This is a genomic window from Pseudomonas sp. G11 (assembly GCF_029457515.1).
GTDB lineage: Bacteria > Pseudomonadota > Gammaproteobacteria > Pseudomonadales > Pseudomonadaceae > Aquipseudomonas > Aquipseudomonas gorinensis.
Genome location: NZ_CP120377.1, coordinates 2,862,405 through 2,886,867, shown reverse-complemented (window position 1 = coordinate 2,886,867; position 24,463 = coordinate 2,862,405). Strand labels below are relative to the sequence as shown.

The 24,463-nt window shown below is 63.8% G+C and carries 20 protein-coding genes; 14 read left to right on the top strand and 6 right to left on the bottom strand.

Annotation, left to right across the window (positions count from 1 at the left end; all coding sequences use genetic code 11):
- Window positions 1-310: 310 nt before the first annotated feature.
- From P2T68_RS13405 to P2T68_RS13340, 14 genes are all read left to right on the top strand, one after another.
- Complete coding sequence (locus tag P2T68_RS13405; RefSeq protein WP_024076353.1) at window positions 311-1,480, top strand: efflux RND transporter periplasmic adaptor subunit; 1,170 nt, start codon at window positions 311-313, stop codon at window positions 1,478-1,480.
- A 1-nt stretch (window position 1,481) separates the two neighbouring features.
- Window positions 1,482-3,455, top strand: coding sequence for a MacB family efflux pump subunit (locus P2T68_RS13400; protein ID WP_277379467.1), 1,974 nt, complete (start codon window positions 1,482-1,484; stop codon window positions 3,453-3,455).
- Window positions 3,448-4,863, top strand: a complete 1,416-nt coding sequence (locus P2T68_RS13395; RefSeq protein WP_102625216.1) for an efflux transporter outer membrane subunit — start codon at window positions 3,448-3,450, stop codon at window positions 4,861-4,863. The genes P2T68_RS13400 and P2T68_RS13395 overlap by 8 nt, the downstream gene beginning before the upstream one ends.
- 101 nt (window positions 4,864-4,964) lie before the next feature.
- Complete coding sequence (locus P2T68_RS13390; protein WP_081329230.1) at window positions 4,965-6,584, top strand: alpha/beta fold hydrolase; 1,620 nt, start codon at window positions 4,965-4,967, stop codon at window positions 6,582-6,584.
- A gap of 115 nt (window positions 6,585-6,699) precedes the next feature.
- The gene (locus tag P2T68_RS13385; protein WP_024076357.1) at window positions 6,700-7,467 is read left to right on the top strand and encodes an FCD domain-containing protein; all 768 of its coding nucleotides are present in this window, start codon (window positions 6,700-6,702) and stop codon (window positions 7,465-7,467) included.
- A 224-nt stretch (window positions 7,468-7,691) separates the two neighbouring features.
- The gene (locus P2T68_RS13380) at window positions 7,692-8,894 is read left to right on the top strand and encodes an ABC transporter substrate-binding protein (protein ID WP_277379466.1); all 1,203 of its coding nucleotides are present in this window, start codon (window positions 7,692-7,694) and stop codon (window positions 8,892-8,894) included.
- A 68-nt stretch (window positions 8,895-8,962) separates the two neighbouring features.
- The gene (locus P2T68_RS13375; RefSeq protein WP_024076359.1) at window positions 8,963-9,823 is read left to right on the top strand and encodes a branched-chain amino acid ABC transporter permease; all 861 of its coding nucleotides are present in this window, start codon (window positions 8,963-8,965) and stop codon (window positions 9,821-9,823) included.
- 1 nt (window position 9,824) lies between these two features.
- Window positions 9,825-10,835 (top strand): branched-chain amino acid ABC transporter permease, encoded by a 1,011-nt coding sequence (locus tag P2T68_RS13370; RefSeq protein ID WP_024076360.1) that lies wholly within the window; start codon window positions 9,825-9,827, stop codon window positions 10,833-10,835.
- On the top strand, window positions 10,832-11,581 hold the full coding sequence (locus tag P2T68_RS13365; protein ID WP_024076361.1) for an ABC transporter ATP-binding protein: 750 nt from the start codon (window positions 10,832-10,834) through the stop codon (window positions 11,579-11,581). Before P2T68_RS13370 ends, P2T68_RS13365 begins: the two co-directional genes overlap by 4 nt.
- Complete coding sequence (locus P2T68_RS13360) at window positions 11,581-12,276, top strand: ABC transporter ATP-binding protein (protein WP_102625212.1); 696 nt, start codon at window positions 11,581-11,583, stop codon at window positions 12,274-12,276. Before P2T68_RS13365 ends, P2T68_RS13360 begins: the two co-directional genes overlap by 1 nt.
- A gap of 13 nt (window positions 12,277-12,289) precedes the next feature.
- Complete coding sequence (locus P2T68_RS13355) at window positions 12,290-13,558, top strand: Zn-dependent hydrolase (protein ID WP_102625211.1); 1,269 nt, start codon at window positions 12,290-12,292, stop codon at window positions 13,556-13,558.
- On the top strand, window positions 13,555-14,961 hold the full coding sequence (locus P2T68_RS13350) for an amidase (protein WP_277379464.1): 1,407 nt from the start codon (window positions 13,555-13,557) through the stop codon (window positions 14,959-14,961). The genes P2T68_RS13355 and P2T68_RS13350 overlap by 4 nt, the downstream gene beginning before the upstream one ends.
- A gap of 147 nt (window positions 14,962-15,108) precedes the next feature.
- Window positions 15,109-15,972 carry a LysR family transcriptional regulator gene (locus P2T68_RS13345; protein ID WP_024076365.1) on the top strand — a complete coding sequence of 288 codons (864 nt, stop codon included), beginning with the start codon at window positions 15,109-15,111 and terminating at the stop codon, window positions 15,970-15,972.
- Between the two features lie 58 nt (window positions 15,973-16,030).
- Window positions 16,031-17,035 carry a LacI family DNA-binding transcriptional regulator gene (locus P2T68_RS13340; protein WP_024076366.1) on the top strand — a complete coding sequence of 335 codons (1,005 nt, stop codon included), beginning with the start codon at window positions 16,031-16,033 and terminating at the stop codon, window positions 17,033-17,035.
- On the opposite strand, the gene P2T68_RS13335 is transcribed toward P2T68_RS13340, so the two are convergent.
- The 6 genes from P2T68_RS13335 to P2T68_RS13310 all read right to left on the bottom strand — a co-directional run bounded on the left by P2T68_RS13335 (window position 17,032) and on the right by P2T68_RS13310 (window position 24,345).
- Window positions 17,032-17,757 (bottom strand): SDR family oxidoreductase, encoded by a 726-nt coding sequence (locus P2T68_RS13335; protein WP_069076587.1) that lies wholly within the window; start codon window positions 17,755-17,757, stop codon window positions 17,032-17,034. The genes P2T68_RS13340 and P2T68_RS13335 overlap by 4 nt on opposite strands.
- Window positions 17,758-18,249: 492 nt before the next feature.
- Window positions 18,250-19,782: an FGGY-family carbohydrate kinase gene (locus P2T68_RS13330; RefSeq protein ID WP_277379463.1), complete on the bottom strand. Its 1,533-nt coding sequence runs from the start codon at window positions 19,780-19,782 to the stop codon at window positions 18,250-18,252.
- A 1-nt stretch (window position 19,783) separates the two neighbouring features.
- Window positions 19,784-20,863 carry an alcohol dehydrogenase catalytic domain-containing protein gene (locus tag P2T68_RS13325; RefSeq protein ID WP_069076627.1) on the bottom strand — a complete coding sequence of 360 codons (1,080 nt, stop codon included), beginning with the start codon at window positions 20,861-20,863 and terminating at the stop codon, window positions 19,784-19,786.
- 27 nt (window positions 20,864-20,890) lie between these two features.
- The gene (locus P2T68_RS13320; protein WP_024076370.1) at window positions 20,891-21,883 is read right to left on the bottom strand and encodes a sugar ABC transporter permease; all 993 of its coding nucleotides are present in this window, start codon (window positions 21,881-21,883) and stop codon (window positions 20,891-20,893) included.
- Window positions 21,849-23,357 (bottom strand): sugar ABC transporter ATP-binding protein, encoded by a 1,509-nt coding sequence (locus P2T68_RS13315; RefSeq protein ID WP_024076371.1) that lies wholly within the window; start codon window positions 23,355-23,357, stop codon window positions 21,849-21,851. The genes P2T68_RS13320 and P2T68_RS13315 overlap by 35 nt, the downstream gene beginning before the upstream one ends.
- Window positions 23,358-23,421: 64 nt before the next feature.
- Window positions 23,422-24,345, bottom strand: coding sequence for a substrate-binding domain-containing protein (locus P2T68_RS13310; protein ID WP_024076372.1), 924 nt, complete (start codon window positions 24,343-24,345; stop codon window positions 23,422-23,424).
- Window positions 24,346-24,463 lie beyond the last annotated feature (118 nt).

Genomic DNA, 24,463 nt, shown 5'->3' with positions numbered 1-24,463 from the left:
TAGGAGCGAGCGTGCTCGCGAAGTACGTCAACGATAACGCGGGAAACCAGAGTGAACGCGGCGTCCTTGAGCTCTTCGCGAGCACGCTCGCTCCTACACAGATACAGGCCATTCAGTAATGGCAGTTTGGCTGCGTGCAATTTATAGTAATTCTCATCTACTTTTAAAGAAGTCTTGCACCCATCGGCGATTTTTTTACTCGCCACAGCGCTATTTGCGTGTGTAACCGCCTAAATCTTCGGGCAATTCCCTCGTTTAACTGTCAGCTCCCCGCAATCGCGGCCCGAACTTCCCTGGCTGGAACCAAAGCATGAAACGCCCTCGCCCCGCCCGACGCGCCCTGCTCGCTGCCGCGTGCCTGCTTCCCATCATCGCCGTGGCCGCCTGGCAGGTGCTGCCCCAGGGCGCCGACAATCTGACGACCGTCACCGTCACGCGCGGCAATATCGAAAACAGCGTCACCGCCCTGGGCACCCTGCAACCGCGGCGCTACGTGGATGTGGGCGCCCAGGCGTCCGGGCAGATCCGCAAGATCCATGTCGAGGCCGGCGACCAGGTCCAGGAAGGCCAGTTGCTGGTGGAGATCGACCCTTCGACGCAAAAGGCCAAGCTCGACGCCAGCCGCTACGCCATCGAAAACCTCAAGGCCCAATTGCAGGAGCAGAAGGCCCAGCACGCACTGGCGCAGCAGAAGTACCAGCGCCAGCAGCGCCTGGCCGCCGGCAATGCCACCCGCGAAGAAGACGTGCAAACCGCCAAGGCCGAACTGAGCGCCACCCAGGCCCGGGTCGCCATGTTCCAGGCGCAGATTCTCCAGGCCCAGGCCAGCCTGCGCAGTGACGAAGCCGAGTTGGGTTATACGCGCATCTATGCGCCGATGACCGGCACCGTGGTCGCCGTGGATGCGCGCGTCGGCCAGACCCTCAACGCGCAGCAGCAGACGCCGTTGATCCTGCGCATCGCCAAGTTGTCGCCGATGACGGTGTGGGCTGAAGTCTCGGAAGCCGATATCGGCCATGTCAAACCCGGCATGACGGCCTATTTCACCACCCTGAGCGGCGGCAACCGCCGCTGGACCAGCACCGTGCGGCAAATCCTGCCGATTCCCCCCAAACCGCTGAATGAGACCCAGGGCAGTGGCAGCCCGACCAGCTCCAGCAAAAACGGGACCGGCCGCGTTGTGCTGTACACGGTGCTGCTGGATGTGGATAACCCCGACAACGCGCTGATGGCTGAAATGACCACCCAGGTGTTCTTTGTCGCCGGCCAGGCACGGGATGCGCTGACCGTGCCCGTCGCGGCATTGCAGGGAACGTCGCGCGCCGACAGGCAGATCGCGCGCGTGGTCACGAAAAAAGGGCGTATCGAGGAGCGCGAAGTGCGCCTGGGCCTCAGCGATCGCTTGCGGGTCGAGGTGCTCGACGGCCTCAACGAAGGCGATCACCTGCTGATCGGCCCGCTCGACGGCAGTGGGGGTTGACGTGACCACGCCCCTGATCGAACTCAAGCACATCCGCAAATCCTACGGCGGCGGCGATAGCCCGCAGGTCGACGTGCTGCGCGGGATCGACCTGTCGATCCATGCCGGGGAGTTCGTCGCCATCGTCGGCGCCTCCGGTTCCGGCAAGTCCACGCTGATGAATATCCTCGGCTGCCTCGACCGCCCCAGCACAGGCGACTACCTGTTCGCCGGGGAAAACGTCGCGCACCTGGGCAACGACGAACTGGCCTGGCTGCGTCGCGAGGCGTTCGGCTTTGTGTTCCAGGGCTACCACCTGATCCCGTCGGGCACGGCCCAGGAAAACGTCGAGATGCCGGCGATCTATGCCGGCCTCAGCGCCGCCGAACGCCACGCCCGCGCTAACGCCCTGCTCACGCGCCTGGGCCTGGCCGAGCGCACCGGCAACCGTCCGCACCAGCTGTCCGGCGGCCAGCAACAGCGCGTCTCGATTGCCCGCGCACTGATGAACGGCGGGCATATCATCCTCGCCGACGAACCCACCGGCGCCCTCGACAGCCACAGCGGCGCCGAGGTCATGGCCCTGCTCGACGAACTGGCGAGCCAGGGCCACGTGGTGATCCTGATCACCCACGATCGCGAAGTGGCCGCGCGCGCCAACCGCATCATCGAGATTCGCGACGGCCTGATCATCAGCGACTCTGCCGCCGATGAACATTACGTCGCGGCCACCGCCAGCCGCGACGCATTGCAAGCCGTGGACCTGCGCCAACGCTTGATCGACGGTGCCGAACACAACGGCGCGTGGAAGGCTGAACTGTTGGACGCGGTACAAGCCGCATGGCGGGTGATGTGGATCAACCGCTTCCGCACCGCGCTGACGTTGCTCGGGATCATCATCGGCGTGGCCTCGGTGGTGGTGATGCTGGCGGTCGGCGAAGGCAGCAAGCGCCAGGTCATGGCGCAGATGGGCGCGTTCGGTTCCAACATTCTGTATCTGAGCGGCTCGTCACCCAACCCACGCACACCACTGGGGATCGTGACCCTCAACGACGTCGCGGCCCTGGCCAGCCTGCCCCAGGTCAAGCGCATCATGCCGGTCAACGGCACCGAGGCCGGGGTGCGTTACGGCAACGTCGACTACATGGCTTATGTGGGCGGCAACGACACCAATTTCCCGGAGATCTTCAACTGGCCCGTGGTCGAGGGCAGCTACTTCACCGCCGCCGACGAACAGGCCGCCGCCACCGTGGCGGTGATCGGCCATCGCATCCGCGAAAAGCTGTTCAAGGGCCAGGTCAATCCAATCGGGCAGTACATCCTGATCGAAAACGTGCCATTCCAGGTGGTCGGCGTGCTGGCGGAAAAAGGCGCCACCTCCGGAAACAAGGACAGTGACGACCGCATCGCGATTCCCTATAGCGCCGCCAGCGTGCGCCTGTTCGGCAGCTACAACCCCGAATACGTGGTGATTGCCGCCGCCGATGCGCGCAAGGTGCATGACGCCGAAGTGGCCATCGACCAATTGATGCAGAAACTGCACAACGGCAAGCGCGATTATGAACTGACCAACAACGCCGCGATGATCCAGGCCGAAGCCCACACCCAGAACACCCTGTCGCTGATGCTCGGTTCGATTGCGGCGATTTCCCTGTTGGTGGGCGGCATCGGCGTGATGAACATCATGTTGATGACGGTGCGCGAGCGCACCCGCGAAATCGGCATCCGCATGGCCACCGGCGCACGCCAGCGCGACATCCTGCGTCAGTTCCTCACCGAAGCGGTGATGCTCTCGGTGGTCGGCGGCTTGTGCGGTATCGCCCTGGCGCTGCTGGTGGGCGGCCTGTTGCTGCTGGCCCAGGTCGCGGTGCAGTTTTCCCTGGTGGCGGTGCTCGGCGCGTTTGGCTGTGCGCTGGTCACCGGCGTCGTCTTCGGCTTTATGCCGGCCCGTAAAGCTGCCCGGCTCGATCCGGTTAAGGCATTGACCAGTGAATAAACCCTCCCCCCTGCCGCACGTGTCAGTCATCAGCCTGTGCCTGCTGCTCAACGCCTGCACCGGCCCTGCGCCCGCCGTGGACAGCGGTATCGCAGCACCGGCTGCCTGGCAATACGCCGAGCGAAACGCCGCCCAGGCCATCGACCAACGCTGGTGGACCCAGTTTGGCAGCCCGCAACTCAACCGCCTGATCGACCAGGCCCGGCGTGACAGTTTCGACGTCGCCGCCGCCATGGCACGGGTGCGCCAGGCCCAGGCGACGGCGGTGATTGCCGGTGCGCCGCTGCTGCCCGAGGTGAATCTGAACCTCACCACCAGCCGCCAGAAATTGTTGCGCGGCCAGGGTGGGCCGGACCTGGATGCCTCGCAAAGCGACGATACCGTGGAGAACTTCGGCGCCAATTTCACCGCCAGTTATGAAGTGGACTTCTGGGGAGGCCGCGCCGCCGCCCGGGACAGCGCGCTGTACAGCCTGCGCGCGAGCGAGTCGGACCAGGCCACAGTGGAATTGACCCTGCTCGGCAACGTCGCCGACCGTTATGCCCAGACCCTCGCCGCCCGCCAACGCGAGCAGATCGCCGAGCTGAACCTGGCCAATGCGCGCAACGTGCTGGCCCTGGTGCAGACTCGCTACGACGCCGGCTCTGCCACCGCCCTGGAGCTGGCGCAACAGAAAAGCCTGGTCGCCAGCCAGCAACGGCAACTGCCGCTGATCCAGCAAGTCGCCGAAGAGTCGCGCATCACCCTCGCGACCCTGCTTGGCCAACCCGTGCAAGCCCTGGACCTGGGCACAGAGTCTTTCGCGACGCTGACCTGGCCGAGTATCGGTGCGGGTGTGCCCAGCCAATTGCTGAGCCGTCGCCCCGACCTGGCCAAGGCCGAGGCCGAATTGGCCGCCGCGCAAGCCAATGTGGCCGTCGCCCGCGCGGCCTTGCTGCCCAAGGTGACCCTTGGCGCTACGCTCGGCTCCGACGCCTACAAGGCCGCGGATATGCTGCGCAGCCCGTACTACACGCTGACCGCCGGGCTGGTCGGGCCGATTTTCAACCACGGCCGTTTAAGGGCTGAACGCGACAAGGCCCGCGCGCGCCAGGATGAACTGCTGCAAACCTATCGCGGCGCAATCATCAACGGCTTTGCCGATGTGGAAAAAACCCTCAGCAGCATCACGCGCCTGGACCAGCAACGCCAATGGCAACGCGAAGAGCTGCAACAGGCGCAGACCGCCTTCCAGATCGCCGAAAGCCGTTACCAGGCGGGCGCCGAAGACCTGCTCACGGTGCTGGAAACCCAGCGCACCCTGTACACGGCCCAGGACCTGGACGTACAACTGCGGCTGTCACGCCTGCAGGCCAGTATTGCGCTGTACAAAGCGTTGGGGGGCGGCTGGCACTCCGACATCCGATAAACAAAATTCGCATTTCATACACGGGCTGTTTTTTCCTCCTACATTTTTAAGCGTGCGGTCCTTGGTAAAAAAGTCACCCTCCCGACTGACCAGGACCGCAGATGAAATCCCTGACCACTGCCAGCGCCATCACCTTCCGTTGCCTGGTCCTGATGGCCACCCTCATACCCTCCGTCGGCCACACCCAGGCGCAGCCCTCCGCCTTCGGTATCGAATGGTTTCTCGACTGCCCGCAGCCCGCGCTTGAGCGCCTGGACCCGGAGGTCATCGAACGCACCCAATGCGGCATCGTCACCGCGCCCCTCGACCACGCCGCCCCTGAGCGCGGCAGCATCAGTTTTGACATCACGCGCGTCGGCGCCAAGCAACCGCTGTCTCGCCAGGGCGCCCTGTTTGCCAACCCTGGCGGGCCGGGGCTCGATGCGGGCGGCGCCTTCGCCGTGCACCTGGCGACGGTGTGGAAGCATTACGCCCGGCAACCCGACTGGGGCGATACCTACCGCGAGCTGGCCGACACCTATGACGTGGTCGAAGTCACCCCTCGGGGCCTGGGCAGCCTGCCAGGGTCGCGCCTGGAGTGTCAGTCCGAGCGCAAGATCGTGCCGCAAGGGGACATCAGCGAAGACCGCAGCGAGGCCAACCTGGCCGCTGTGCGCCACAACGCACGGTTGATAGCCCAAGCCTGCGCCAGCCATCCGCTGACGCCCTACATCACCACCGAGCAGACGGCCCGCGACCTGGAGTTTGTACGCAAGCAACTGGGCGAACTGCGCTTCAACTACCTGGGTAACGCCTACGGCACCTGGCTCGGCGCCTGGTACGGCGGCCTGTTCCCGGCCCATGTCGGGCGCATGGTGCTCGACTCGAACCTGAACTGGACGTCCACCTTCGAGCACGCCAGTTTTATCGTGGCCAGCGAAAAGGAAAAGATCTTCGATCGCTTCGTCGCCACCCCCGCCGCCCTTTACCCAGGGCTCTACCAATTGGGCGATTCACCGGTGGCGGTGCGCAGGGTCTTCATGGAACTGCTGCCCAGTGTGCGCACGGCCCTGCGCTCCAACAACCGCTACTACAGCGACCCCGCCGGTTTGATGGGGGCCCACGTGCTCAGCCGCTGGCTGCGGGAAGCCCCCGACAGCGATGACCTGACGCTGGAGGCTCGGGCACGCGCGTATCTATTCAGCCCTGACGCCGAGATCGAACAGCGGGCCAAGGCAATGTTCAGCCTGCTGCTGCAGCGCGTGCGTGAACCGTTGCAGGCCAACGTGCCGAAGCCGGGGCCGCTGCGCATGTCGGCTGCCGACTCGGTAAAAACCGCCATCCTGTGCAATGACTCGGTCTACTCCAGCGAAGAACAGTGGCAGCAGAAAGAGTCCGAATCCCTCGCCAAACACCCCGTCGCCGGCAGTGCCCTCGAAGCTCGCCAATGCACGACCTGGCCACGCAAAACCGCCGCCCCGCTGCCGCACAAGGCACTGGCACAGCTCGACAGCCTGCTGATGGTGCAAGCCGAATTCGACGACCATGCCCCGTCCACCGGTGCCGCCTGGGCCTTTGAACGCACCTTCCCGGCCAGTCGCGTGCAGCTCAAGGACGCCTATGTCCACGGGGTTTCGTTCAGCGGAGTCAGTGCCTGCGTGAACCGCTGGGTCGGGGACTACCTGATGCACGGCACCAAGCCACCCCGTTCGACGGTGTGCACCGATGCCACCTTGCAGTGAGCTTCCCCGCACCCATTTGCGACCCCTTCGCACCAGAAACGACACCTCGCGTTGACGCCCCGGCCCAATCGTTATTAAGTGCTATTTATCCGCATTAATACGATAAATCGACCCCATGCTGACTCGCCCGCTACGCCGCAAACGCCAGAAGCTGTCCGATGTGATTGTCGAGTCGGTCAAGCGCTCCATCGTCACCGATGCGCTGAAGCCCGGCGACCGCCTGCCCACCGAGCGCGAGCTGATGGAAAGCTTCCAATGCTCCAAGGGCTCGGCCCGTGAAGCGCTCAAGGCGCTGGAGGTCGAGGGCCTGGTGAGTACGCGCACCGGCCCCAGTGGCGGGGCGTATCTGAACCAGGCCGGCACTGAACCGGCCAGCCGCGCCTTGCGCAATTACCTGCACTTCCAGCACCTGGATGGCGAGCAGGTGTATCAACTGCGCAAGGTGATCGAGGTGGAACTGGCAGTGTCGGTACTCGGGCGCCTGAGTGAAGCCGATTACCAGGCCCTGCAGGACAACGTGGATTTTTGCAGCGCTCCGGAAGACAGCGAAGCCGGCCAGCGCGAACAGCGCCTGGCGGAACTGGAGTTCCATAACCTGCTGGCCAAGGCCTGCCCTAACCCGTTGCTGAGCTTCATGGCGCAGTTTCTCAACGACCTGCTGCGCGACCTGGTGGTGCTGAAAAAAGCCTACAAGCCCAAACGCAAACAGTTCGACGCGGCCAACCTCGACTATCACAAGCAGCTGCTGAGCGCTTTTCGTGCCGGCGACGAAGGCGCGGTGCGCAGCCTGATGCATGAACACATGTGCGACGCCGAACACCATATGACCGCCCTCGAAGGCCAGGTCAGCCCGCATTTTCTACTGGAGTTCGATCACTCTTAAAGAACACCACAGACCCCATGTGGGAGGGGGCTTGCCCCCGATGACGCCAGCACATTCAACATTAATGTCGACTGACACACCGCTATCGGAGGCAAGCCACCTCCCACATGTGGGCTGCATTTCAACCACACATCGTTTCATCCAATAACAGGCCTGCCCACAGGCCCTGCTCCACCGTATCGCCATTGCTACTCCTGCCAATAACTAAACCAGGGAGTCACCCCATGCAGCGTCGTACGTTATTGAAAGCCAGCCTCACCGCAGCCGCCGCCCTCAGCCTCCCGCTGAGTGTGCGTTCGGCATTTGCCGCCGAGCCCTTTACCTTTTACGGCCTCAAGTCCATGTCTGGCGCCTTTGCCAGCTATGGCAAATTTGCCGACATGGGTTCGCGCCTGGCGGTGGAACAACATCGCGAAATCCTCGGCCGCCCGCTGAACTACAAAGTCATCGATACCGAAGGCAACGCCGGCAAGGCCGTGCGCAAGGTCCAGGAAGCCATCCAGCAGGACGGCGCGCGGTTCTTCCAGGGCTGCACGCTGTCATCGTCGGCCCTGGCGGTGGCCAAGGAAGTCGACAAGGCCGGCGGCGTGTTCATGACACCGGTGGGCGCCGATGAGGTCACCGGCAAGGACTGCAACGCCGCCACGTTCCGCTGGTCGGTGCCCACCTACGGCGCGATCCGCGAAACCCTGGTGCCGTTGATCAAGTTGCTGCCGGACGCCAAGCGCTGGTACACCATCACCCCACAGTACGTGTTCGGTGAAGCGTTGCTCGAAGGCGCCAAAAACGTGCTCAAGGAGCACGGCCTGGAACATGTCGGCAACAGCTATCACTCGTTGCAGGAGCAGGAATTCTCCGGCTACCTGACCAACGCCATCTCGACCAAGCCCGACGTGCTGGTGCTGCTCAACTTCGGCAGCCAGTCGTCCAACACCCTGCGCCAGGCGGTGAACTTCGGCATCAAGGAACGCATGAAAATCCTGCTGGTGTGGTCCGCCGGCCTCGACCAGTTCCAGGAGCTGGGCAGCGACGTGCTGGAAGGCGTGTACCTCGGCGCGCAGTACTGGCACCAGGTCGATACCCCGCTCAACCGCGAACTGGTCAAGCTGACCCAGGCCAAGTACGGCATCAACCCCACCTACCCGCTGGCCGCCGACTACATCAGCACCAAGGTCATGCTCGACACCATTGTTTCCACCGGCAGCTTCGACGGGCCGACCGTGGCCAAGGCCATGCAGGGCCTGAGTTTCGAAGGCCCGACCGGCAAAGAGTCGATCCGCGCCGGCGACCACCAGGTGATCAAGGATTACTACCTGCTGGTTGGCAAGGCCGCTGGCGAGATGGCCGACAAGGATGACCTGGCCAAGGTACTCAACGCCGGCCAGTCGTTCCCGCCGGTGGACGCCACGGGCTGCACGCTCGCCTGATCCGCTAAAACATCACCGGTTGTACACGGCAGGGCCGCTCGCGCGGCCACCTGTTAGAGGGTTTGTGCATGCTTAATCTTTACCTGTTCCAGATACTCAATGGCCTTGGCCTGGGGATGATCTACTTCCTGATCGCGGTCGGGCTGACGATCATTTTCGGCTTGCTCAACTTCGTCAACTTCGCCCACGGCGCGTTCTTCCTGCTGGGCGCGTACATCTGCTACACCGCCGTGAGCCTCACCGGCAACTTCTGGCTGGCGCTGCTGCTCGCGCCGCTGGTGGTGGCCGCGCTGGCGTGGGTGATCGAGCGATTATTGATCCAGCGGATTTATCACCTGCCGCACATGTTCCAGATCCTGGTGACCCTAGGGATTGCGCTGATCATCCAGGAGGCCAGCGTGATGATCTGGGGCCCGGTGGGCAAGAGCGTGGCCGTGCCGGAACTGCTGCGCGGGGTGCTGGTGGTGGGTGATTTCGTCTACCCCTACTACCGCCTGTTCCTCATCCTGTTTTCCGGGCTGGTCGGCCTGGGCCTGTGGCTGCTGCTGGAACGCACGCGCTTTGGCGCCCTGGTGCGCGCCGGCAGCGAGAGCACCGAAACCGTGTCGCTGCTGGGCACCAATATCTTCCGGCTGTTCTCCATGACCTTTGCCCTCGGCGTAGGCCTGGCGGGCATGGCGGGCGTCCTGTTCGCACCGTTGCGCGGTGCCCAACCCTTTGTCGGGCCGGAAATTCTCGGGATCGCCTTTGTGGTGGTGGTCATCGGCGGCATGGGTTCCTTCAGCGGTGCGCTGGTGGGCGGTTTGCTGGTGGGCGTGGTGCAAAGCCTGATGACCACACTCTGGCCCCAGGGTGCGAGCCTGATGATCTACGGCGCCATGGCCGCGGTGATTCTGGTGCGCCCCTACGGCCTGTTCGGGAGAGCCTGACATGAGCGAGAAAAACCCCCTGCCGTTTGCCAAGACCCAGTCACGCGCCATGCTGCTGTGGGTGCTGGCGGTGTTGATCGGCCTGCCGCTGATCCTACCTTCGGCGACCCTGGCCACCGAGATCCTGATCTTTGCCATGGCAGCCCTGGCCTGCAACCTGTTGCTCGGCTACACCGGCCTGTTGTCGTTTGGCCAAGGCATCTTCTTCGGGGCCGGCGCCTATTGCGCGGCGCTGCTGATGATCCACTTGCACCTGGGCCTGTTCGTCGCCCTGCTGGGGGCTGCCATCGCCGGTGGTTTCCTCGCGTTGCTGGTGGGCGCCCTGGCGATCCGGCGCACCGGGATCTACTTCGTGATGCTGACGTTGGCCTTCAGCCAGATGGCCTACTTCGTTGCCTACACCTTGAGCGACTGGACCGGCGGCGACAACGGCCTGCTCAGCGTGCCGCGCCCGGAGATCCGTATCGGTGACACCGTGCTGCTGTCATTGGCTGACGCGCGAGCGTTCTACGCCTTCGTCGCGGTGCTGTTCCTGCTGATCTTTATCGGCGCGCGCCGAGTGATCGCCTCACCGTTCGGCAGCACGCTGATGGCGATCCGCGAAAACGAAACCCGTGCCTCGGCCATCGGCTACGACACCCGCCACTTCAAGATCCTGGTGTTCGTGCTGTCCGGCGCGGTCACCGGGATTGCCGGGGCGCTGTACGCCATGTTGCTGCACTTTGTGCCGCTGTCGAACATCGACCTGGCGATGTCCGAGAACATCCTGATCATGACCATCGTCGGCGGTACCGGCTCGCTGTTCGGTTCATTGCTGGGTGCCGGCTCCATCGTGCTGCTGGGGGACTTCCTTTCCGACCTGTGGCCGCGCTGGCTGATGCTGCTGGGGGTGATCCTGATCCTGGTGGTGATCTTCATGCGCGGGGGGTTGTGGGGCGGCCTGGCGTCGCTGTTCGAGAAAGTGCGCGGCCGTCGCAAAGCGGCCATCGTCGCCAAGGAGCAAGGGCTATGAGCATCCTGTTGGAAACCAAGGACCTGGAGCTGGCCTACGGCGCGTTCCATGCGGTCAACGGCGTCAACCTCAAGGTCGAAGCCGGCACCATCCATACCATCATCGGCCCCAATGGCGCGGGCAAGACCAGCCTGTTCCACTGCCTGACCGGCGAACGCCAGGCCACCGCCGGGGCCATCCACTTCGACGGCCACCCCCTGATGCGCAAACCGGCCCACGCCCGTGTCGGCCTGGGCATGGCGCGCTCGTTCCAGCTCACCAGCCTGTTCCAGAACCTCAGCGTGCGCGAAAACCTGCGCCTGGCCGCCCAAGGCCGCGACGGTGCGCGCGCCTTGAACTTCTGGCGCCACGTCGACAACCAGCGCGAACACCGGGAGATGGCCGACCAGGTGCTCGAACGCCTGCAACTCACCGCGCGCGCCGAGACCTTGGCCGGCGAGTTGTCCCACGGCCAGCAACGGGTGCTGGAAGTGGGTATGTCGATCTGCTCCAAACCCAAACTGTTGATGCTCGACGAACCCACGTCGGGCATGGGCATCGACGATATCCCGATCATGACCCAACTGATCAGCGACCTGGGCCGCGACCATACGGTGCTGTTGATCGAACACAACATGAGCATCGTCATGTCCATCAGCCAACGCATCACCGTGATGAGCCACGGCCAGATCCTGGTGGAAGGCACGCCGGAGTTCGTGCGCGCCGATGAACGTGTACGCACCGCTTACCTGGGGGAGGCTGCCTGATGCTGATCGTCGAGAATATCCATTCCTACTACGACAAAAGCCACGTGCTCGAAGGCGTGTCGCTGAGGGTCAACCCCGGCGAACTGGTGACCCTGCTGGGCCGCAACGGCGCCGGCAAGACCACCACCTTGCGCAGCATCCTCGGCATCATTTGCCCGCGCCAGGGCCAGATCCACTTCAATGGCCACGCGCTGGTGGGGCAGAAGATCTTTGAAATCGCGCGCCAGGGCTTGGCGCTGGTGCCGGAAAACCGCGGGATCTTTCGCCTGCTCAGCGTTGAGGAAAACCTGCGCATCGCCACGCGCAAGACCAGCCGCTGGCAGCTGGAAGATGTGTACGGCATGTTCCCGCGCCTCAAGGAACGGCGCAAAAACGCCGGCCACGCCTTGTCCGGCGGCGAGCAACAGATGCTCGCCATCGCCCGCGCCCTGCTTAACGACCCCAAGCTGCTGATCCTCGACGAGCCCACCGAAGGCCTGGCCCCGGTGATCGTCGACGAGCTGGTGAAGATCCTGCGCAAGGTCAAGGACGACGGCCTGCCGGTGCTGCTGGTGGAACAGAACCTGATGGTCTGCGACAAGCTCGCCGACCGCCATTACGTGCTCGAACAAGGCCGCGTGGTGTACGAAGGCAGCGCTGCAGACTTCCGCGCCGACCCGACAATCAAGAATCGCTACCTGGCCCTGAGCGCCTGACCGGAGTACGAAGATGAATAGCTTTGCCCAACCGCTCCAGAGCAATGCCCCGCTGATCAACCGCGACCGCCTGTGGCAATCGCTGATGGACCTGGCCCAGCTCGGCGCCACCGTCAAGGGCGGCGTCTGCCGCCTGGCCCTCACCGACCTGGATCGCCAGGCCCGTGACCTGTTCGTGCAATGGTGCGAGGCGGCCGGGTGCAGCGTCAGTGTCGACGCCATCGGCAATATTTTCGCGCGTCGCCCTGGCCTCAATCCCGCCCTGCCACCGGTGATGACCGGCAGCCATATCGACACCCAGCCCACCGGTGGCAAGTTCGATGGTTGCTACGGGGTGATGGCGGGCCTTGAAGTGATCCGCACCCTGAATGACCTGAAGATCGAGACCCAAGCGCCGATTGAAGTGGTGGTGTGGACCAACGAAGAAGGCTCGCGCTTTCCGCCGTGCATGATGGGCTCCGGGGTATTTGCCGGTAAGTTCGACTTGCAGGACACCCTCGACAAGCAGGACGAGCAAGGCCTGTCGGTGGGCGCCGAGTTGCAGCGCATCGGCTATGCCGGTGCCCGCGCGGTGTCGGGTCACCCGGTCGGTGCGTATTTCGAAGCGCATATCGAACAGGGCCCGGTGCTGGAAGACCAGGCCATTACCCTTGGCGTGGTGATGGGTTGCCTGGGCCAGAAGTGGTTCGACCTGACCCTCACCGGCGTCGAAGCCCACGCGGGCCCGACGCCCATGCACCTGCGCAAGGACGCCCTGGTAGGCGCCGCCGAGGTCGTCAGCGCAGTCAACCGCATCGCCCATCAACAACAACCCCACGCCTGCGGCACGGTCGGTTGCCTGAGCCTGCACCCCGGTTCGCGTAATGTGATTCCCGGCCAGGTGCAGATGACCATCGACCTGCGCCACCTGCATGCCGACAAGCTGCAAGCCATGGTCGATGAAGTGCGTGGCGTGATCGAAACCACCGCCGCCACACACGGCCTGAGCTACGAGTTGACCCCCACCGCCGACTTCCCACCCCTGGACTTCCACCCGGCCTGCGTCAACGCCGTGCGCGACGCCGCCAGCGCCTTGGGCCTGAGCCATATGGACATCGTCAGCGGTGCCGGGCATGACGCGATCTTTGTCGCCGAACTCGGCCCGGCCGGGATGATTTTCGTGCCGTGCGAAGGCGGCATCAGCCACAACGAAATCGAAAACGCCGCGCCGGATGACCTGGCAGCGGGCTGCGCGGTGTTGCTACGCGCCATGGTCAATGCGGCACAGGGGGATCAGCCATGAGTGAGATGGGCCAACTGACGGCGGTGCAACTGCTGGCGCATTTTCGCGATAAGAGCCTGTCACCGGTTGAAGTGACCGAAGACGCGCTGCTAAGCATCGAGCGCTACAACCCGGTGGTGAACGCCTACTGCCATGTCGACCCCGAGGGCGCGCTGCATGCGGCGCGGGCTTCGGAAGAACGTTGGTTCAAGGGCGAACCCTGCGGCGCGCTGGACGGCGTACCGGCGTCGATCAAGGACCTCACGCTGACGATCGGCATGCCCACCCGCAAGGGCTCGCGTACGTCTAGCGCCGAGGGACCGTGGGACGTCGACGCGCCCTTCCCGGCCTTTATGCGCAAGGCCGGCGCGGTGCTGCTGGGCAAGACCACCACCCCGGAATTCGGCTGGAAAGGCGTCACCGACAACTCGCTGTACGGCATCACACGCAACCCGTGGGACACGCGCACCACGGCGGGCGGGTCTTCCGGCGGCGCGGGCGCGGCGGCGGCGTTGAACCTGGGCGTGCTGCACCAGGGCAGCGATGCGGGCGGTTCGATCCGCATTCCCTGTGCATTTACCGGGACGTTCGGGATCAAGCCGACCTTCGGCTACGTGCCGCAGTGGCCGGCCAGTTCCATGACGATATTGTCCCACCTGGGGCCGATGACCCGCACCGTGGAAGACAGCGTACTGATGCTGCAAACCGTGGCGCAGCCGGATGCGCGGGATGGCCTGATCGGCGCGCCGAGGACCACGCCATGGTTGGCGGGGGCGATGGACTTGAAGGGCCTGCGCGTGGCCTACAGCCCCACGTTCGGCTATGTGAACGTCGATCCCCAGGTGGCCAGCGTGGTCGCCCAGGCGGTTCGAGGCCTGGAGCAATTGGGCGCCCATGTCGAGCAGATCGATCCAGGCTTCAGTGACCCGCTGGAGGTGTTCAGCACTTTATGGGCGGCTGGCGCCGCCCGCCTGACCGGCTCGATGAGCGATGCGCAAAAACAGCTGCTGGACCCCGGCCTGCTGCGTATCGCGCAACGCGGCGCGCAGTTGAGCCTGGAGGACTTCAACGCCGCGCTCGAAGCCCGGGCGGCGCTGGTGGCACGGATGGCAGCGTTCCACCAGCACTACGATGTGCTGGTGTCGCCGATGATGCCGATCACCGCGTTCGAGGCCGGGCACGACGTACCGCCAGGCTCCGGGATGCAGGCATGGACGCAGTGGACGCCCTTCACCTACCCCTTCAACCTGACGCAGCAACCAGCCGCGTCGGTGCCGTGCGGGCTGGCGGCGAATGGCCTGCCGGTGGGGTTGCACGTGGTGGCGGCGCGGTTTGCCGATGAGACGGTGTTGCGGGTTTGCCAGGCATATGCCAAGGCATTCCCTACCGATCATCTGCCAGCCCCGATCACCGGAGTAGCGTAGATCCAACTGTGGGAGGAGGCTTGCTCCCGATGAGGGTGTGCCAGAAGCCGATCGGTCAACTGGCCCACTGCATCGAGAGCAAGCCCCCTCCCACAGTTCTTGATCGCATTCCACTACAATAGGTCCCCATTCATCCCTGGGGGCTTCATGGACATCGAACTGGCACGCACCTTCCTCGAAATCTCCCGCTGCGGCAGCCTCGCCGCAGCCGCCGAGAAACTGCACGTCACCCAGACCGCCATCACCGCCCGCGTGAAAAACCTGGAAAGCCAGCTGGGCAGTACGCTGTTTGTACGCAACCGCGCCGGCGCGCGCCTGACCGCCGATGGCGAGGCGTTTGTGGTGTATGCCAACCAGTTGCTGCAAACCTGGGAAGCCGCGCGGCGCGATCTGCCGTTGCCGGATGGCTACCGCAACGTGTTGCATATCGGTGGCGAAGTCAGCCTGTGCAACCCATTGATGCTCGGCTGGGCCCAGGCCCTGCGCGAACACATCCCCGGGTATGCCCTACGCACCGAAATACGCGAAGGCGAGTACCTGTTGCGCCAGCTGGAGCTGGGCGTACTCGACGCCGCGCTGGTGTTCCAGCCGCAATACTGGCCGGGGTTGCAGGTGGAGCAGGTGCTGGAGGAAAAACTGATCCTGGTGCAACGGGTGAGTCAGCCGGACCCGTATGTGTATATCGACTGGGGCCCGGGTTTTCGCCAGCAGCATGACGCCGCCCTGCCCGACAAGGCCCGCGCCGCCTTGAGTTTCAACTTGGGGCCGCTGGCGTTGCAGTACATCCTGGAGCACGGCGGCGCGGGGTACTTCCGCACGCGGGTGGTGCAGAGCTACCTCGACAGCGGCGTGATGCAACGCGTGCCGAAGGCGCCGGAGTTCAGCTTCCCGACATTCCTGGTGTACTCGCGAGCGCGGGATTCGGCCGTATTGCAGCAGGCGCTGGGGTTGCTGCGTGAGGTGGTCAAGGCCGAAAGCGACTGGTCGCAACGCTGGGACCCGTTGATTTGAGTCACCAACCACCGCCGTGCATGCTAGCCTGCGGGTGTTTCCTTTTGCAGCCTTACCGATGAACAAGAAAAAGTCCGTCACCATCAGCGACATCGCCAAACGGGTCAACATGACGACCATCACGGTGTCTCGGGCGCTGAACAAACCCGACCAGGTCAAGCCCGCGACCCTGGCGCGCATTCTCGAAGTGGCGCGGGAGCTGGACTACGTGCCCAACGCCTTCGCCCGCGGGCTCAAGCGCAGTGAAAGCCTGATCATCGGCGTGATCACGGCGTCGGTCGACAACCCGTTCTACAGCGAGATGATCAAGGCGATTTCCCGCGAGGCCAAACAGCACGGCTATACGATCATGCTGGTGGACACCGATGAGCTGGCAGAGCTGGAAAGCAAGGCGGTGGACACCCTGCTCGGCTACCGCGTGGCGGGGATTATCCTGTCGCCGGTGTCCGATGAGCCGAGCTACCAACCCGACTACCTGGAGCGCCTGGGCAACGGCAAGACCCCGGTGGTGCTGCTCGATCGCACGATCCACGACAGCCCGTTCAGCCGTGTGGTGCTCGACAACTACCACAGCGGCATCCAGGCCGCGCATTACCTGTTGCGCCAGACCCCTGACCTCAAGCGCCTGCTGGTGCTGACCGGCCCCGAGCATTCACGCATCACCGTCGAGCGCCTCAAGGGCCTGCGCGAAGTGCTGGCCGAACACCCGCAGGTGCAGGTCGAGGTGCAGGCCGGCGACTACACGCTGATGCCCTCCTACCTGCACACCCTCGACTACCTTGCCGAACATTCGGCGCCGGACGCGATCATGGGCTTCAACCAATTGATCACCCTCGGTGCCCTGCGCGCGCTGCGCATGCACAACATCCCCCATGACAGCCTGACCATCTGCGGCATCGACCGGCTGCCCTTCGCCGATATCTTCGGCGTGCCGATCGCCTGCGTCGCCCACGACGCCTCCCTGGCCGGCAGCAGCGCGGTACGCCTGCTGCTCGACCGCCTGGAAGACCCATACAAGCCACGGGACAAGGTGGTTATCGCCGGCCGGCTGGAGAACGGCTAGCGGCTGGTGTAGCCACCGTCGATCGGCAGGCTGACACCGCTGATCATGCTGGCCGCGCGGCTCAACAGGAACAGCACCGGCAACGCCACTTCCACGGTTTGCGCAAACCGCCCCAAGGGGATCGCCGCCAGCGCCGGGTCGCGCTTGGCCGGCTCGGACCAGGCCATGGTCGCCATTGGCGTGAGCGTCACCGTGGGGTTGACGCTGTTGACGCGAATACCGAAGCGGCCCCATTCGGCGCACTGCACGCGGGTGATCGCATCCAGTGCGGCCTTGGAGGCGCAGTAGCCGAGGTGGTCGTCCAGCGCCACCAGCGACGCCTGGCTGGACACATTGACGATACTGCCGGCGATCTTCGCCGCGATCATCTTCGCCGCCACGCGGCTGGCGACCTGGGCCGCGGCACGGGCGTTGACCTGCATCACCTGGTCGAAGGCGTCGGCGCTGATAGCCGCGGCGGGTTCCAGGCGTGAAATACCGGCACAGTTGACCAGGCCGTGCAGGGGCGGCAGGTCTTGCAGCGCGGTATCCAGGGCGGCGCTGTCGGCGATGTCCAGGCACAGGGTTTGGCAGCCGAGTTGAGACAGGGCCTGGGCGTCGCGGCCAAGGGCAATCACTTCGGCGCCGCTGTTGATGAGTTGCAGGGCGATTTCGCGGCCGATACCGCTGCTGGCGCCGGTGACGAGGATGCGCTGGTGGGTGAAGTCGAAGGTGGCTTGCATGAATGAAATTCCCAAAAACAATGAAGATCCGCTGTGGGAGGGGGCAAGCCCCCTCATATAAAAAACAAAATAACTTATTGATTGTTAAGGATTAAAACTCCAGCTGGATGACCGCATTTTTTGTGGCAGGCGGGCTATTTTTGTGGCGAGCGGGCTTGCCCCGCGTTGGGCTGCGCAGCAGCCCCAAATCCCGCACCGCGTTTGGTCTGAAAAAACGCGGTGATCTTACTGGGGCTGCTTCGCAGCCCAACGCGGGGCAAGCCCTAATGCCGTTCAGTTAAGGTTTTTTTGTAGGAGCGAGCTTGCTCGCGAAGAACTCACAGACGCCGCGTTCATTCAGGAAACACGCGTTATCGTTGACGTTTTTCGCGAGCAAGCTCGCTCCTACAGAAGGCGATGTCCGCTTAACTGAACGGCATTAGGGCAAGCCCGCTCGCCACAGTAAGCCCGCTCACCACAGCAAGCCCGCTCGCCACAGGGGTGGTCGGATGTTCAGTGGGCTTGCAGGCCGTGCATGACGGGCTTCAGGGCCGGATACAGCTTCAGGTACTCGGCGAACGCGCGGTCATAGGCCTCGACGTTTTCCACCTTCGGCTCCGCCCGCAATTGCAGTTGCACCCACCCCTTCGCCATCTCCCCATCACTCACCAACCCCACCGTATGCGCCGCCAGCAACGCCGCGCCGAGGGCCGCTTCCACTTCCTGGACGATGGTGTACACCGGGTAGCGCGTGACGTCCGCGATGATCTGCATCCACAAATCCGAATGGCTCGCCCCACCCACCACAATCAAGCGCGGGTCCAGGGAGTGCGCGCCACGGGTGCCGGCCTCGATGTTGTGGCGCAGGGCGAAACTCACTCCTTCCAGGACCGCGCGGTACAGGTGAATGCGGCTGTGGTACAGGTTGAGCCCGACAAAACTGCCACTGGCGCGGTCGTCCCAGACCGGGCTGCGTTCGCCCATCAGGTAGGGCAAAAACAGCAAGCCTTCACTGCCCGCCGGGATCTTCATCGCGCGTTCTTCCAGCAATACCAGGCTGTCCTGGCCGGTGGCCCGGGCCTGTTGCTCCTCGGCCTGGCAGAACTGCTCGCGAAACCAGCTGACCGACGCCCCGGCGGTGATTGCGCCGCCGAAGATGTACAGGTCGCGTTGGCCGTTGTAGACATGGGGAAAACTCACCAGGCCGTGGTGCGCATCCACCTGCTGGTTCAGATAGCCCCAGCACATGCTGGTGCCGATCATCGCCACGTGGTTGCCCGGCTGTGTCACCCCGGCGGCCAGGGTTGCCATGGCCGCATCCACCCCGCCGGCGAGGACCGGCATACCGGCCGCCAAGCCCAATCGCGTGGCCCAGGCGTCCCGCAGTTCGCCGACCACTTCGCCGGAATACACCAACCGTTCGGGCATCATCGCCAGGGGGATACCCAGCGCGGCAAGCATCTCCTGCGACCAGCCCCGCTGCGCCACGTCGTACACCCCGCCCATGTTGCCGGCGCTGCTATGGTCCACCGCCAGTTCACCGGTCAGGCACCAGTTGATATAGCTGTTGGGCGGCAGCAAGTAACGCGTGTCAGCCCACACTTCGGGCTGGTGCTGCTTGAGCCAGAGCATCTTGGTGAAGCCGTAGTAGCTGTCTACCGAATTGCCGGTGACCGCGTACAGACGCGCCAAATCAACGTGCTCACGCACCCACGCCACCTGCTCGCCGGCACGCCGGTCCATCCAGATCAGGCAGGGGTGCAGCGGCGTGATCTGCGCATCCACCGCAATCCCCGAACCACCGTACAGGCTGCTGATACACAGGGCCTTGACCTGTTCTTTCGCAACCCCGGCCTTGGCCATGCACTGCGCAACGCAGGCCTCGACCGCGTCCAACCACACCTGTGGCCACTGCTCGGCCCAGCGCACTTTCGGGGTATCCACGCGATACCCCTGGCTGTGCTGGGCGATGATCGTGCCTTGAGCATCCACCAGCAGCGCCTTGGTACTCTGGGTTCCAATGTCGACGCCCATCACGTAGTTCATGTCAAACCACCGGCTTCAACAGCACCTTGATCGACTTGGTCGAGTTGGCCAATTCGAAGGCTTCGGCAAAATCGTCCAGCGGGAAGTCGTGGGTGACGATGCCTTGGGAGGTGACCAGGCCACGCTCGAACAAGTCGATGGCGATCGGGTAGCAATACGGCCCCAGGTGGGCGCCGCGTACGTCCAGTTCCTTGCGGTCACCGATGATCGACCAATCGACGCTGGTCTCGGCACCAAACACGCTGAACTCGACAAACCGCCCGAGCTTGCGGATCAGGTCCAGGCCCTGGGTCACGCCGGCCGGGACGCCGGTGGTCTCGATGTACACGTCGCAGCCGTAGTTGTCGGTCAGGCTGTTGATGATCTCGCGGGCGTTGTCACGGGACGGGTTGATCACCACATCGGCACCGAATGTTTTCGCCAGTTCCAGGCGCTCGTCGACCATGTCGATCACCACCAGTTTCTTCGGGGTTTTCAACGCGGCGACCTGGACCATGCACAGGCCCAGGGTACCGGCGCCGGCGATCACCACCACGTCATCAAGCTGGAGGTCCCCACGGTTCACGGTGTGGATCGAGCAGGCCATCGGTTCCACCAGCGCGGAATCCTCCAGGGACACCGACTCGGGAATCTTGTGCACGATGGCGGTCTTGGGGATGCGCATGTACTGGGCCATGCCGCCTTCGGCCACTTCGCGCTGGAAGCCGAAGATGTTATGCACTTCGCACATCCAGTACTTGCCCGACTTGCAGAAGCGGCACTTGCCACAGGGCACGATCTGCTCGGCGATCACCTTGTCGCCGACGGAGACCTCGAAGTGCTCCTCGGCACCCTCGCCCACCTCGACCACATAGCCAAAAAATTCATGGCCCGGCACCACCGGCGCCTTGACCCAGGGGTTGTCGCCGCCCCAGAACATGGCCGCGCCGGAGTGGCACTTGCAGTCACTGGCGCAGATGCCGCAGGCGGCGATGCGAATCACCAGTTCATTGGGGCGCGCCTGGGGTTTGCCGATGCGTTCCAGGCGATAGTCTTTCGGGCCGTGGCAGACGACGGCTTGCATATGAGTGTGCTTTTCCATGGTATTGGGTCCTGTGTGGATAGAGGTTTATCGATGGCGCTGACGGCTGATAAAGATCGCCAGCAAAATGATCCCGCCCTTGATCACGCTCTGGACGTAAGGCGAGACGCCAAGCATGTTCAGTCCGTTATTCAGTACGCCGAGCAGCATCGCGCCGAGCAACGTGCCGACGATCACCCCGCGCCCACCGGCAATCGACGCACCACCCAGCACCACGGCGGCGATCGCATCCAGCTCGAACGAGACCCCCGCATTCGGCTGGCCGCTCATCAGGCGCGAGGTAAGCACCAGCCCGGCAATCGCGGCCGTCAGCCCGCTGATGGCGTACACCAGCAACTTGAAGCGCGCCGCGCGCACCCCGGACAAGCGCACGGCTTCTTCATTGCCACCGATGGCGTAGATGTAGCGGCCGATGCGCGTGTGTTGCAGCAGCACATAGGCGGCAAAGTAGGTGATCAGCATGATCAGGATCGGCACTTCGATGCCGAACAGGCTCTGGCGACCGAAGAAGCCGAACCACTCCGGCAGCCCGGAAATCGGGTAGCCATCGGTGTACATCAGGCCCAGGCCACGGGCGATGCCCATGGTCGCCAGGGTCACGATGATCGGCGGCATGTGCAGGTAGGCCACGAACAGTCCGTTGCCGATACCGAAGGCCACGCCGACCAGCATGCCGGCGCCAATCGCCAGGCCCGGCGGCAGCCCCGCGACCATCAGGCCGGCGGTCAGGGTGCCGGACAAGGCCATCACCGGCCCCACCGACAAATCGATACCGCCAGTGAGGATCACGCAGGTCATGCCCACCGCGATAATCGCGTTGATCGACACCTGGCGAGCGATATTCGACAGGTTGCTGGCCGTGAGGAAGGTGTCGCTGGCCAGGATCATCACCAGGGTCACCACCACCAGCCCCACGAAGGGATAGAACGCCGGCGAGCGCACCAGCTGCGCCAGGTTCAGGCGCAGTCGGCGGGTGTCGACGCTGTTAATGGACGTATTCACTTGAGCCCCCTGTTGCATGGCGCATGACCTCTTGAGGATTGACGGCGCAGCCTTCGAGCAGCTTGACGATGGCGCCTTTGTGGAACACGGCGACGCGGTCGCACATGCCAATGATTTCGGGCAGTTCGGAGGAAATCATGATGATCGCGTAGCCCTGCTCGGTCAGGCTGCGCATCAGCGCGTAGATCTGGGCCTTGGCGCCGACATCGATGCCACGGGTGGGCTCATCGAATACCAGCACGTCGCAGTGGTGGTTGATCCAACGCGCGATCACCACCTTTTGCTGGTTGCCGCCGCTGAGGTTGAACACCCGGCTTTCGCCGCTGGGCGCCTTGATCGACAGCTGGCGCATCAGGTCTTCGACACTGGCGCACTCCTTGGCCTTGTCGATCAGGCCCGAGGCGCCCTGGTACTTGGGCAGGTTGTTCAAGGAGATATTTTCGCGAATGCTGAAATCGGTGATCAGCCCTTCGCTCTTGCGGCTCTCAGGGAGCAGGCCGATACCGTGGGCCAGCGCCTGGGCGGGGTCGTCGAGGGTGATTTTCTCGCCTCGCAGCCACACGTCTTTGCTCACCGATGGCAGCGCGCCCATCATGCCCAGGGCCAGTTCGGTGCGGCCCGAGCCCACCAGGCCGGCAAAGCCGAGGATCTCGCCCTTGTGCAGGTTGAAGCGGTTGCGCGGGCCGTTGCGCACCAGCTGGATGTCCTTGACCTCCAGCAACACCGGGCCACGCTCGCTGCTCGGCTTGGAAGGGAAACTGCATTCGAGGCGGCGGCCCACCATCATTTCCACCAGGCGGTCGATATCGCTGTCGGCCACTTCGGTGACGCCCACATTGGCGCCGTCACGCAGCACGCTGATGCGGTCGCACACCTGAAAGATTTCCTCCAGGTGGTGAGAGATAAAGATCACCGCGACGCCCTGGCGCTTGAGCTCGCGCATGATGTCGAACAGCAGCTCGGCTTCGCTGGGGGTCAACGTCGCGGTCGGTTCATCCAGCACCAGCAGGCGCGCATCCAGGGCCAGGGCCTTGGCGATTTCGACAAACTGCTGCTCGGCCACGCTCAGGTGCTTGACCGCGCACTTCAGGTCAATCGTCACACCGAGGCGCTTGAACAACGCTTCGCACGCCTCGACCATTTCGCGCTTGCGCAGCAGCCCGAAACGGTTGCTCAGCTCATGGCCGAGGAAGATATTTTCCACCGCCGTGAGGTAGGGGATCAGGCTGAATTCCTGGAACACGATGCCGATGCCCGCGGCAATCGCATCGCGGTAGGTCGCGAAATGCCGGGGTTGGCCATCGATCAGGATGTGCCCTTCGTCCTGATGTTCGACGCCGCCGAGGATTTTCATCAGGGTCGATTTGCCGGCGCCATTTTCCCCCAGCAACGCGTGAATCTCGCCACGCTCCACCTGCAGGTCGATGGACTTGAGGGCCTGCACACCGGGGTAACGCTTACAGATATTTTCCAGCTTCAGAAGACTGCTCATACCGCCGACCTCGTATTCAGAAGGATGGCCTCAAGCCCCACGACGCACGTGGGGCCTGGGTGATTTACCAGCTGAAGTCCTTGGCCTTGGCCTGGTCGATCAGGGTGATGTCCACTGGAATGGTGGCGGGTACCTGAGCGCCCCACTTCTTCGCCAGGGCGATGCCCAGGGCCAGGCGGATCTGATCGCGGGGGTATTGGGCGGAGGTGGCGATGAACTTGCTGCCGGGTTTCTGGATCGCCTTGATCGCTTCCGGCGCACCGTCGACGCTGACCAGTTTCACGTCCAGGCCACTGGCTTCGATGGCCGAGAGTGCGCCGAGGGAGCCGTTGTCATTCACGCTGAAAATGCCTTTGAGCGTCGGTTGCGCCTGGAGCATGTTCTCGGTGACGGTCAGCGCCTGGTCACGTTCCTGCTTGCCGTTCTGGATGCTGACAATCTTGATGTCCGGGTGCTTGGCCACGGCCTCTTTGCAGCCGCGCACACGCTCGAGGATCGGCACCACGGCGATGCCGTCGAGGATCGCGATATTGCCTTTGTCGCCGATGTTCTTAGCCAGGTATTCACAGGCCTGGAAGCCGGCGTCGAAGTTCTTCGAACCGACGAAGGAATCCAGTGGGCCTTCGGCCTGTGCGTCGACCGCCACGACCACCACGCCGGCAGCGTGGGCGGACTTGACCGCCGATTGCACGCCGACCGAATCCGTAGGGTTGATCAGCAGGATATCGATGCCCTTTTGCAGCATGTCTTCCACGTCACTGACCTGCTTGGACACGTCGTGGCGGGCGTCGGTGATGATCAGTTTCGCGCCGATGGTGGCACCCGCCTCTTCCAGGGCGTTTTTCATGGTGACGAAATAGGGGTTGTTGATTTCCTGGAAGGACGCGCCGATGCGCAGCGGTTTGGCGGCGTCGGCAAAGGCCGGGGAAACGGTACCGAGGGTGATGCTTACAGCCAATAAACACAGGGTTTTCGGAAGCATTTTCATGGCGTGGGTCTCTGTTTTGTTTTTATTGTTAGAGCAAATGTTATCGTTAACATTTTGCGAGAAGCTAGCAAGGAAATCCGGCAGGCGCAAGGGGCCACTGGTCGGGCGCGGTCGAAAT